The organism is Acidimicrobiales bacterium (assembly GCA_036273495.1).
In the GTDB taxonomy this organism is placed as follows: Bacteria; Actinomycetota; Acidimicrobiia; order Acidimicrobiales; family JAJPHE01; genus DASSEU01.
Window position 1 is genome coordinate 1 of sequence record DASUHN010000214.1, and the last position, 11190, is coordinate 11190.

The window sequence follows — 11190 nt, forward strand, 5'->3', positions numbered from 1 at the left end:
GGGCGGCGGCGGCCACCAGCTCGTCGACCAGGGCCCGGCCGTCGGCGTCGAGCCCGGCGTGGGGCTCGTCGAGCAGCCACAGCTCGGGGTCCCGGGCCGCGATCACGGCCAGGGCCGCCCGCCGGCGCAGCCCGGCGGAGAGGCGGGAGGCCGGCAGGTCGGCGAGGCGCCCGGTGAGGGCGAGGCGGGCGAGGGCGGGAGGGGCGGCTTCGCCCGGCAGACCGGCGGCACGCAGGAAGAACCGGACGTTCTCGGCCACGGTGAGGTCGTCGTACAGGTGGGTGGCGTGACCGAGCAGGCCCACCCGCCGGCGGATCCCCCGCCGGTCGGCGAGCAGATCCTCTCCGAGGACCACGGCCTGGCCCGACGTGACGGCCAGCAGGCCGGCGCACACCCGCAGGAGGCTGGTCTTGCCGGCGCCGTTGGGGCCCCGGAGGAGGACGACCTGCCCCGGCCGGGCGGTGAGGTCGGCGCCCGCCAGCAGAGGAAAGCGGCCGGCGAGGGCTACGACGGAGCGGAGGCGGACGGCATCGACCATACGGGTCGGCCAAGACTACGGGGGCCTGCCTCGGCCGATCCAAGCGGCTTGGGTACCGTCGAGTGATGCGACGATCCCTGGCCGCGGCCGGCCGGACCCTGATCTCGGCGGGGGTGCTGCTGCTCCTCTTCGTCGCCTACGAGCTGTGGGGGACCGGGATCTCCGAGGCGCGCAGCCAGAACAGCCTGGCCCAACAGTGGCAGCAGACGCACCACACCCGCCCCCACCCGGGGACCACGGCGTCGACAGCCTCCACCACGACCACCTCCGCCCCGCCGCCGGCGGTCCTGCCCGGCTTCGCCATCGGACGGATCCAGATCCCGAAGGTCGGCGTGGACAAGTACTTCGTCGAGGGCGTGGGCGAGGGCGATCTGAAGCAGGGCCCGGGCCACTACCCCGGCACCCCCCTGCCGGGCCAGCCGGGCAACGCGTCGATAGCCGGGCACCGCACCACCTACGGCGCCCCGTTCTACAACCTCAATGAGCTGGTGCCGGGGGACAAGATCCTGATCCAGACGCTCACGGGGACCTGCGCCCAGCGGGTCTGCGAGTACGACGTGACCCAGACGCCGTTCCCGGTGCTGCCGAGCGACGTGTCGGTGATCGCGCCGCAGACGGGCTACGGGTTGACGCTCACGACCTGCAACCCCCGCTTCAGCGCCGCCCAGCGCCTGATCATCAAGGCCACCCTGGCCCATCCGCCCGCCACGCCTCCGGCCACGACGCCCGCCGGCCCGACCAAGACGCCGAGCACCATCCCCGGGGACGCCACCGTGGCGGACACCAACACGTCGGGATCGTCGGCGGCCATCCCCGCCGTGGTCGGTTGGGGGCTGGGCGCCGGGGCGTTGTGGCTGCTTGCTTGGCTCGTGGCCCGCCGCCTCAAGCCCCGGCTGCCGTGGGGCTGGCCCGCCTATGTCGGCGGGGCCCCCGTGTTCCTGCTGCTCCTCTACTTCTTCTTCGAGAACGTCACCCGGCTGCTGCCGTCGAACGTCTGAGGGGTCAGCGCCCCTCGAAGCGGGGCTTCCGCCGCTCCCGGAAGGCGGTGATCCCCTCCTCGAGGTCGCGGCTGGCCCACGCCCGGCTGCGGGCCTCGACCACCTCGGGGTCGTCGGGGGGCGCGACCAGACGGTTGAGGGCCAGCTTGTGGGCGGCCAGGGTCAGTGGGGCCAGGGCGGCGATCTGCCCGGCCCACGCCTCGGCCTCGGCCCGGCCGCCGAGGCGCTGGGCGAACCCGGTCCGCACCGCCGCCTCCCCGTCGAGCTCCATGCCGCCGAGCAGCATGGCCCGGGCCGGGCCGTGCCCCGCCAGCAGGGCGCAGCGCTGGACCGTCCAGTGGTCCACGGCCAGGCCCAGCCGACCGGCCGGGACCCCGAACCGGGCGTCGGGAGCGGCCACCCGCAGGTCGCACGCCACCGCCAGCTGGACGCCGGCGCCGAGGGCCGCGCCCTCCACCGCGGCGATGCAGACCATGGCCGTCTCGACCAGGCCCATCAGGGCCCGGCGCAGGGCCGGGTGGAAGTCGTCGTCGCGCACGGTGCCGAGGTCGGCGCCGGCGCAGAAGTTGCCCTCGGAGCCGGTCAGCACGAGGGTGCGGGCGCCGTCCGCCGCCGCCGCCGTCACGGCCGCCTCGAGCTCCCTGCAGGCGGCGGTGTCGAGGGCGTTGCGGCGCTGGGGCCGCTGGATGGTGGCGACCGCCCACCTGCCTCCCGACTCGGAGGGGCGCACGTCGAGGCCGATGGCGGTCATTCGATGACGGCGATGAGATCGCCCTCCTGCACCCGGCCCTCGGGTGCGACGTGCAGCTCGGAGACCGTCCCCGCCACCGGCGCCTCCACGGGGATCTCCATCTTCATCGACTCGAGGACGGCGATGCTGTCCCCGGCGGCCACGGCCTGGCCCACCTCGACGTGCACCTGCCACACGTTGCCGGTGATCTCGGCCCGGACCTCGGTCGTCATCGGCCCTGACTGGCGACGACGTTGAGGTCGGCGTCGACCATCATGCGCACCAGCGTCGGGAAGTCGACGTCGGGCTTCCAGCCCAGCTTCTCCCGGCTCCGGCCCGGGTCCCCGACGAGCAGATCGACCTCGGCCGGGCGCATGAACCGCTCGTCGGTCACGACGTGGTCCTGGTAGTCGAGACCGGCGTGGCCGAAGGCGAGCTCGCAGAACTCCCGCACCGAGTGGGTCCGACCGGTGGCGACCACGAAGTCGCTGGCGTCGTCCTCCTGCAGCATCAGCCACATCGCCCGGACGTAGTCGGCGGCGTAGCCCCAGTCCCGCTGGGCCTCGAGGTTGCCGAGAGGCAGGGTCTTGTCGAGGCCGTGCTTGATCCTCGCCACCCCGTGGGTGATCTTGCGGGTGACGAACTCGAGACCGCGGCGCGGCGACTCGTGGTTGAACAGGATCCCCGACGTGGCGTGCAGGCCGTAGCTCTCCCGGTAGTTCACGGTGATCCAGTGGCCGTAGACCTTGGCCACCCCGTACGGGCTGCGAGGGTAGAACGGCGTCGTCTCCCGCTGCGGCACCTCGATGACCTTGCCGAACATCTCGCTGGAGCTGGCCTGGTAGAAGCGGATCTCGGGGTCGACGATGCGGATGGCGTCGAGGATGCGGGTCACACCGAGCGCGGTGGTCTCCCCGGTGAGCACGGCCTGGCTCCACGACGTCTGCACGAAGGACTGCGCCGCCAGGTTGTAGACCTCGTTGGGGCGGTGCTCGCGCAGGAGGTTGATCATCGACACCTCGTCGAGGAGGTCCCCGGACACGAGGGTCACCCGGTCCTGGATTTGGGTGATCCGCTCGAAGTTCACGGTGCTGCTGCGCCGCAGCATCCCGATCACCTCGTAACCCTGATCGAGGAGGAACTCGGCCAGGTAGGAGCCGTCCTGTCCGGTGATGCCGGTGATCAGCGCGCGTCGGGACATGGACGCGGTTGTAACCCGCCGGCGGCGCCCCGTCTGCTAAGCCACTTGGCATGGCCGAGAATCTCGGCCGGCGGATAGCCCGCATGCGTGCCGCCGCCGGCTGGACCCAGCAGGACCTGGCGGCCCGCCTGGCGGTGTCCCGGGTGGCGGTGTCCCACCTCGAGGCGGGCATCAGCGTGCCGGGGGAGCGGACCGTGGCCCTGCTGGCGGGACTGTTCAAGCTCGAGCCCCACGAGCTGGTGGCGGGGACCAACTACCCCCCGGCCAAGGCCGAGCGCCTCCCGGTGGTGGTGTGCCGCTACACCGAGGTGGAGCTGCAGCTGCGCCTCCTGGACCGGGACATCGAACGGACCGGGGCCGGGTTCGACCCGGTCCTGGCCGAGGAGTGGCGCCGGCGGCTCGTCAAGCTGCTGGCCGACACCCACGACCGGCGCGAGCGCCAGGCGCTGGACGAGGCCCTGAAGGCCTTAGCCGCCCGCCCCAGCCTGGGCTGACCGGGCCGCCGCGCCGGAGAAGACGAAGCCCTCGTAGCCCTTGGCCGCCACGTCGTTGCACTGCTTCTCGTAGGGGGCGAAGCCCCCGACGTACGGCATGAACACCCGCTTCTTGCCGGGGATGTTGGCGCCCACGTACCACGAGTTGGCCATCGGGAACAGGGTGACCTCGGCGATGGAGCGCACGTGGTCCACCCAACCCTCCTCGGCCTCGACGGTGGCCTCCACGGCCGTCACGCCCATCTCCCGCACGTGGGAGATGCAGGCGCTGATCCACTCCACGTGCTGCTCGATGGCCATCGGCATGTTCGCCAGCACCGACGGGCTGCCCGGGCCGGTGATCACGAACAGGTTGGGGAACCCGGCCATCTGCATCCCGAGGTAGGTGCGGGGGCCGTCGGCCCACTTGTCGCGCAGGGCCAGACCGCCGCGGCCCCGAACGTCGATCTTGAGGAGCGACCCGGTCATGGCGTCGAAGCCGGTGGCGAACACGACGACGTCGAACTCGTACTCGGCCTCGGTCGTGCGGATCCCCTTCGGCGTGATCTCGGTGATCGGGGTGTCGCGCAGGTCGACGAGGGTGACGTTGTCCCGGTTGTAGGTCTCGTAGTAGTCGGTGTCGATCGGAGGGCGCTTGGTGCCGTACGGGTAGTCGGTGGGCATCAGCTTGCGGGCCACGTCGGGGTTCGTGACGATCTCGCCGATCTTGGCCCGGATGAAATCGGCGGCGGTGTCGTTGGCGGCCTTGTTCACGAGCAGGTCGTTGTAGGAGCCGTAGATGAACTTGAAGCCGCCCTCCTCCCCCCACAGCCGCTCGTAGGTGGCGAGGCGCTCCTCGTCGCTCACCTCGAGGGCCGACTTGTCGCTGGCGTCGTAGGGGAACCCACCGAAGGACCGCCGGGCCTTGCGGCGGATCCGGGCGTAGTCGGCCTTGATGGCGGCGTCCTGCTCGGGGGTCATGTGGTGGTTGCGGGCCGGCACCGTGTAGTTGGGCGTGCGCTGGAACACGTGCAGGTGGTCGGCCTGGGCGGCGATGACCGGGGCGGCCTGGATGCCCGTCGAGCCCGTCCCGATCTGGCCCACCCGCTTGCCGGTGAAGTCGACGCCGTCGTGGGGCCAGGCGGCGGTGTGGTACCAGTCCCCCTCGAAGCGGTCGAGGCCGGGGATGGCCGGGACGTTGGCCGCCGACAGGCACCCGACGGCGCTGACGACGAACCGGGCCGTGACGACGTCACCCCGTTCGGTCGTCAGCTCCCAGACGTCGGCGTCCTCTTGGAACACGGCGGAGGAGACGCGGGTCTCGAGCTGGATGTCGCGCCGGAGGTCGAAGCGGTCGGCGACGTGGTTGAGGTAGCTCAGGATCTCGGGCTGCTCGGGGTACTTGCTGCTCCACACCCACTCCTGCTGCAGCTCGTCGGAGAAGGAGTACGAGTAGTAGAAGCTCTCCGAGTCACAGCGGGCGCCGGGGTAGCGGTTCCAGTACCACGTGCCGCCGACGCCGTTCCCCGTCTCGTACACCCGGACCGAGAGTCCGAGCTCGTCGCGGAGGCGGTACAGGGCGTAGAGGCCTGCGAACCCCGCCCCGATCACCACGACGTCGAAGTCGGGTGCGGGATCGGTCGTCATACCCGGGTGATGCTACCGGTCAGCGCCCCGACCAGCGGGGGGCGCGCTTCTCCCCGAAGGCGGCCAGCCCTTCGCGCGCGTCCTCGGTCTGGCTGGTGATGCTGAGCATGGCGTGCAGGTGGCGCAGGGCGGGGCCGGCGGCCTGGTCCCACACCGTGTAGAAGCTGTCCCGCCCCAGGCGCATGACCACGGGCGACTTGTCCGCCAGTGCGCCGGCCAGCTCCGCCACCACGGCGTCGAGCTCCCCCGGCGGCACGACCCGGTTGACGAAGCCGATCTCCGCCGCCTCCCGGGCGTCGACCCGCCGGGCGGTCATCATCAGCTCCAGGGCCTTCTTCGGCGCCATCGAGCGGACGAGGGGCACGGTGATCATGTAGGGCCACAGCCCCACGTTCATCTCGGGCGTGCCGAACTGGGAGTCGTCGGAGGCGACCACCAGGTCGCACGCCAGGGCCAGCCCGAAGCCCCCGGCCAGGGCGTAACCCCGGACTCGGGCGATGGTGGGCTTGCCGAGGGCCCACAGCTCCTCGAACAGCCGGGCCATGTCCCCCCGGCTCTCGTGGCCGCCGAGGAAGCCCCCGTCCCCGCCGGTCAGGTCGGCGCCGGCCGAGAAGGCCCGGTCCCCGGCCCCGGTCAGCACCAGCACCCGGACGGCGGGGTCGGCCCCCGCCGCCGCCACCGCCCGCCGCAGCCCCGAGATCACCTCCGGCGAGAGGGAGTTGCGCTTCTCGGGCCGGTTGATGGTGGCGGTGGCCACGGCCCCGTCCACCGCGTAGAGGAGCTCGTCGGAGGCCCCGGTGGCGATGTCGGTCATCTCACCGGCGAAGGTACCGCCTGCCCCGATGGAAGGCTGGCCCCGTGGGCCCCTCCAGCGCCGCCGTCGTCTCCTACCGGCTCGGCGGCATCGACGGCGTCTCGGTCGAGGCGGCCAAGTGGGTCGGGGCCCTGCGCGCCCTCGGCCTGGCGGTGTGGACCGTCGCCGGGGAGGGGGACGCCGACCGGATCGTGCCCGGTCTCGGGCCCTGGACGGAGGAACGGCCCGACCGGCCCGCCCTGGCCGCCGCCCTGGCCGGGGCCGATGTGGTCGTGGCCGAGAACATCTGCTCGCTGCCGCTCAACCCGGCGGCGTCGGCCGCTGTGACCCGGGAGCTGGCGGGCCGGGCGGCGGTCCTGCACCACCACGACCTGCCGTGGCAGCGGGCCGGGATGGGGGACGCCGTGCCCGACGATCCGCACTGGGTCCACGTGGCCATCACCGACCTGTCCCGCCGCCAGCTCGAGGAGCGGGGGGTGGCGGCGGTGACGGTGCGGAACTGCTTTGCCCTCGAGGAGGGCGGGGACCGGGCCAGGGGGCGCGCCGAGGTGGGGGTGGCGGAGGAGACCCGCCTCGCTCTGCAGCCGACCCGGGCCCTGCGGCGCAAGGACGTGCCCGCCGGCGTCGAGGCCGCCCGGGGCCTGGGAGCCACCTACTGGCTGACCGGGCCGGCCGAGGAGGGCTACGGGCCCGAGCTGCAGGAGGTGCTGGCCGGCGCCCCCGTGCCCACGATCCACCGGGCGGCGCCGGTCATGGCCGACGCCTACGCCGCCGCCGACGCGGTGCTGCTGCCGTCGTCGTGGGAGGGCTTCGGCAACCCGGCGGTCGAGGCCTCGGTCCACCGCCGGCCGGTGGTGGTCGGGCCCTACCCCGTGGCCGACGAACTGCGCGCCCTCGGCTTCCGCTGGTTCTCCCTCGGCGAGGTCGGGGCCCTGCGGGAGTGGCTGGCCGATCCCGACCCCGGCCTGCTGGAGTACAACCGGGAGGCGGTGCGCCGCCACCTCGACCTGGCCGACCTACCGGGGAGGCTGGAGGAGGTGCTGGGCCGGCTCAGCCGTCGGCGCGGGGGCCGCGTCCGGTCCGGCGGGACCGCCGGCGGTTCATCTGCACGGCCATGAGGGTCATACGCGACATGGTCGCGTTGTCCGGACGCCGCGCCTCGGGGGGGCGGCGGGACAGACTCTGAGGCGACGTCCCCGGCACCGTCTTCATCGATGCCGAAGGTTCGCCGTGCAGGGCCCCGGTTCCTGCTCCCGCCCACCCCGCCCCCCCGGGGCACCCCGTTGTTACCGTTGGGTTTAGAAATGAGCCCGCGCACCAGCCCCCGCCTCCCCGCCGCCCGCCGGCGGCGGCAGCTCCTCGACGTGGCCCTGGACGTGTTCGCCACTCGCGGATTCGACGGCACGTCGATGGCGGAGCTGGCCGAGGCGGCCGGGATCACCAAGCCCGTCCTGTACCAGCACTTCAGCTCCAAGCGGGAGCTCTACCTCGAGCTGCTCGAGGACGTGGGCCGGCAGCTGCAGGAGGCCGTCGGCAAGGCCACGGCCGGGGCGGCCCGGCCGCATGACCAGGTCGAGGCCGGTTTCCGGGCCTACTTCGCCTTCGTGAACGAGCACCGCAGCGCCTTCCAGCTCCTGTTCCTGGGCAGCTCCCGCCACGATCTGGAGTTTGCCGACGCGGTGGAACGGGTGGAGGAGTCGATGGCCGACGCCATCGCCCCGCTGATCGAGGCCGGCATCGACGGGCGCCACCGCCGGCAGCTGGCCCACGCCCTGGTCGGGATGGCGGAGGTGACCGGGCGGCGGGCCATGGCCGACCCGACCTTTGCCGGCTCCCTCGACGACCTGGCCCTCCACCTGGCCGAGCTGGCCTGGGCCGGCCTGCGGGGGATCCGCCCCGAGGCCGGGTGAGCCGCCCATGAACGTCACGGTCGGGCGCGACGGCCCGGTCACCGTCGTCACCATCGACCGGCCCGAGGTGCGCAACGCCGTGGACGGGCCCACGGCGGACGCCCTGGCCGGCGCCTTCCGGGACTTCGACGCCGACCCCGACGCCGCCGTCGCGGTGCTGACCGGCGCCGGGGCCACGTTCTGCGCCGGCGCCGACCTCAAGGCGGTGGCGGCGGGGCGGGGGAACCGGGTGGAGCCCACGGGGGACGGGCCGATGGGACCCACCCGGATGGTGCTGGGCAAGCCGGTGATAGCCGCCGTGGAGGGGCACGCCGTGGCCGGGGGCCTCGAGCTGGCCCTGTGGTGCGACCTGCGGGTGGCGGCGCGCGACGCCGTGTTCGGCGTGTTCTGCCGGCGCTGGGGCGTGCCCCTGGTCGACGGCGGGACGGTGCGCCTGCCCCGCCTGATCGGCCACAGCCGGGCCATGGACCTGATCCTGACCGGCCGCCCGGTGGACGGGACCGAGGCTCTGGCCATCGGGCTGGCCAACCGTTTGTCCGAGCCGGGCCGGGCCCTGAAGGACGCCGTGGCCCTGGCTCACTCGATCGCCGCCTTCCCCCCGCTCTGCACCCGCAGCGACCGCGCCTCGGCGCTGACCCAGTGGGGGATGGCCGAGACCGACGCTCTGGCCCACGAGGCCGACCTCGGCCTGGCCACCATAAGGAGCGGGGAGACGAGAGAGGGAGCGGCTCGCTTCGCCGCCGGGGCGGGGCGGCACGGAACCTTCGAGGAGCGCACAGCGTGAGCACGACCGGAAACACCCCCGCCGCCGACGCCGTCCGGGGCAAGCGGGTGCTGGTGACCGGGGCGGGCGGCTTCATCGGCTCGCACGTGACCCGGATGCTGCTGGAGGGGGGCGCCGAAGTCTACGCAATGTCGGCGTCGGTCTCGTCCCTGCTTCCGGTGCGCCTGGCCGACATCGCCGCCGACATCCGCATCGTCGAGGCCAACGTGGCGGACCGCACGGCCATGGAGAGCATGGCCCGCACCGTCAAGCCGGAGCTGGTGGCCCACCTCGCCGCCTTCACCCACGTGGGCAAGTCGTTCCAGAGGGTGGACGAGAGCCTGGTCACCAACATCCACGGCACGGTCAACCTGCTGCTGGCCCTCGGCGGCGACTACGAGCGCTTCGTGTACACCGGCACGAGCGAGATCTACGGCGACGTCCCCGTGCCGTTCCGGGAGGACGGTCAGGTAAAGCCGATCTCGCCGTATTCGGTGTCGAAGTACGCCGGGGAGCGCTACAGCCTCATGTTCCACGAGGCCTACGACTGGCCGATCGTGTGCCTCCGCCCCTTCAACGCCTACGGCCCGTGGCAGACCCCGGACCGGATCATCCCCGAGATCATCCTCACCGCCCTCAGGCGGGAGGAGCTGCTCACCACCGAGGGCCGCCAGACCCGGGAGTTCAACTACGTGACCGACCTGGCGGCCGGCTTCGTGGCCGCCCTCGGAGCCCGGGGAGCCGAGGGCCAGGTGATCAACCTCGGGTGCGGGGAGGACATCGCCATCCGCGACCTGACGGTCAAGGTGCTCGACCTGATGGGCAACCCCATCGAGCCCAAGATCGGCGCCCTGCCCCACCGGCCCACCGAGATCTGGGCCATGTACTGCGACAACACCCGGGCCCGGGAGCTGCTCGGGTGGCAGCCCACCCACACCCTGGAGCAGGGCCTGGCCGAGACCATCGAGTGGTACCGGGCCGAGATGCAGCGCGACAGCCGCTTCCTCCGGGTCGGTTAGAGATTTCGGACGATTAGTCCGAAAAGGGACTTCCGGGGCGGACGACGAACCATCGGGGACGGGCCGGCAGCGGAGCCGGCCGCCGAGGAGGTCCCCCGTTGCGTCGCTTCCCCCGTCTGCGCCGGCCGGTCGGCGCCGCCGTGGCCGCCGCCGCGCTGGCGTCCGCGAGTGCGCTGGCCGCCGCCGTCCAGCCCCGGCCGGCCGAGGCGTCCCCGTCCGCCACCACCGTTCTCACCGGCGACGTGCTGGGCGGGTTGTCGGCCCTGGCGTCCTCGGCCCTCGACGGGAACACGCCCGTGCAAGTGGGCGTCGCCATCGCCAGCCCCGACCCCTCGGGTCTCGACGCCGCCTACCGGGCCATCTACACCCCGGGCAGCGCCCAGTTCCACCGGTTCCTCACCGCGGGCGAGGTGGCCGCCCGGTTCGGCGTCCCCGCCGGCACCGAGGCGTCGGTCGAGTCCTGGGCCACCCGCGACGGGCTGCGGCGCGCCTTCCTCTCGACCGACAACGAGTACCTGCTCCTCACCGGCACGGCCAGTCAGGCCGAGAGCACCTTCGGCGTGACCCTGCGCACGTTCACGGCGCCGGACGGGTCGACCTTCTACGCCAACACGGCGGCGCCGACCGTCCCGGCCGGGCTCGGCGTCGACAGTGTCCTCGGCCTCAACAGCCTCCTCAGGTCGCGTACCTTCGACCACGCCCCCGGGGCGGGCGCCGTCCACGGCACACCCGCCCAGGACACGTGCGTGGGCTCGACCTGCGTCGGGCTCACCACCCCCCAGGACCTCTGGTCGATCTACGACCAGCCCACCTCCCTGGCCAACGCCGGCGCCGACTTCGGCCAGGGCCAGCAGATGGGCGTGCTGGGTGAAGGGGCGGTGGCGGGACCGCTCAAGGACCTGCGCGGCTTCGAGAGCGAGTTCGGCCTGCCCCAGATCCCCGTGACCATCCATCCGGTCAACGACGACTTCCAGGACAACTCGGGGGCGGGAGAGTGGGACATCGACACCCAGGCGTCGACCGGCATGTCCCCCAAGGCCGCCGGAGAGACGCTGTACTTCGCCAAGGACCTCACCGACTCATCGGTCCTGGCCGAC

13 protein-coding genes are annotated in these 11190 nt (G+C 72.9%); 7 read left to right on the top strand and 6 right to left on the bottom strand.

Going from position 1 to position 11190, the window contains the following annotated elements; translation table 11 throughout:
* Window positions 1–538, bottom strand: a 538-nt coding sequence (locus VFW24_08965; protein HEX5266892.1) for an ABC transporter ATP-binding protein, incomplete at its 3' end; no start/stop codon positions are given.
* A gap of 65 nt (window positions 539–603) precedes the next feature.
* Between VFW24_08965 and VFW24_08970 the strand changes: the two genes are divergently transcribed.
* Window positions 604–1536, top strand: coding sequence for a class E sortase (locus VFW24_08970; protein HEX5266893.1), 933 nt, complete (start codon window positions 604–606; stop codon window positions 1534–1536).
* Between the two features lie 4 nt (window positions 1537–1540).
* Here VFW24_08970 and VFW24_08975 read toward each other — a convergent pair whose 3' ends face one another.
* From VFW24_08975 to gmd, 3 genes are read right to left on the bottom strand one after another with little or no spacing between them, the layout of a single operon-like run.
* Window positions 1541–2287 (bottom strand): enoyl-CoA hydratase, encoded by a 747-nt coding sequence (locus VFW24_08975; protein ID HEX5266894.1) that lies wholly within the window; start codon window positions 2285–2287, stop codon window positions 1541–1543.
* Complete coding sequence (locus VFW24_08980; protein HEX5266895.1) at window positions 2284–2499, bottom strand: biotin/lipoyl-binding carrier protein; 216 nt, start codon at window positions 2497–2499, stop codon at window positions 2284–2286. The genes VFW24_08975 and VFW24_08980 overlap by 4 nt, the downstream gene beginning before the upstream one ends.
* The gene (gmd, locus tag VFW24_08985) at window positions 2496–3467 is read right to left on the bottom strand and encodes a GDP-mannose 4,6-dehydratase (GenBank protein ID HEX5266896.1); all 972 of its coding nucleotides are present in this window, start codon (window positions 3465–3467) and stop codon (window positions 2496–2498) included. The genes VFW24_08980 and gmd overlap by 4 nt, the downstream gene beginning before the upstream one ends.
* Before the next feature lie 50 nt (window positions 3468–3517).
* Here gmd and VFW24_08990 point away from each other — a divergent pair, with 50 nt between their 5' ends.
* A complete protein-coding gene (locus VFW24_08990) occupies window positions 3518–3961 on the top strand; it encodes a helix-turn-helix transcriptional regulator (protein ID HEX5266897.1) in 444 nt (147 codons plus the stop codon).
* On the opposite strand, the gene VFW24_08995 is transcribed toward VFW24_08990, so the two are convergent.
* Together VFW24_08995 and VFW24_09000 are read right to left on the bottom strand one after the other, a co-directional pair.
* Window positions 3935–5587: an NAD(P)/FAD-dependent oxidoreductase gene (locus tag VFW24_08995; protein HEX5266898.1), complete on the bottom strand. Its 1653-nt coding sequence runs from the start codon at window positions 5585–5587 to the stop codon at window positions 3935–3937. The genes VFW24_08990 and VFW24_08995 overlap by 27 nt on opposite strands.
* A 19-nt stretch (window positions 5588–5606) precedes the next feature.
* Complete coding sequence (locus tag VFW24_09000) at window positions 5607–6401, bottom strand: enoyl-CoA hydratase-related protein (GenBank protein ID HEX5266899.1); 795 nt, start codon at window positions 6399–6401, stop codon at window positions 5607–5609.
* 44 nt (window positions 6402–6445) lie between these two features.
* Here VFW24_09000 and VFW24_09005 point away from each other — a divergent pair, with 44 nt between their 5' ends.
* The 5 genes from VFW24_09005 to VFW24_09025 all read left to right on the top strand — a co-directional run.
* Window positions 6446–7519 (top strand): glycosyltransferase, encoded by a 1074-nt coding sequence (locus tag VFW24_09005; protein HEX5266900.1) that lies wholly within the window; start codon window positions 6446–6448, stop codon window positions 7517–7519.
* Window positions 7520–7705: 186 nt separating this feature from the next.
* On the top strand, window positions 7706–8311 hold the full coding sequence (locus tag VFW24_09010) for a TetR/AcrR family transcriptional regulator (protein ID HEX5266901.1): 606 nt from the start codon (window positions 7706–7708) through the stop codon (window positions 8309–8311).
* Window positions 8312–8318: 7 nt separating this feature from the next.
* Complete coding sequence (locus VFW24_09015; GenBank protein HEX5266902.1) at window positions 8319–9095, top strand: crotonase/enoyl-CoA hydratase family protein; 777 nt, start codon at window positions 8319–8321, stop codon at window positions 9093–9095.
* Window positions 9092–10093, top strand: coding sequence for a GDP-mannose 4,6-dehydratase (locus tag VFW24_09020; GenBank protein ID HEX5266903.1), 1002 nt, complete (start codon window positions 9092–9094; stop codon window positions 10091–10093). The genes VFW24_09015 and VFW24_09020 overlap by 4 nt, the downstream gene beginning before the upstream one ends.
* A 98-nt stretch (window positions 10094–10191) precedes the next feature.
* Window positions 10192–11190 (top strand): protease pro-enzyme activation domain-containing protein (locus VFW24_09025; GenBank protein ID HEX5266904.1); only part of this gene is annotated, 999 nt, incomplete at its 3' end.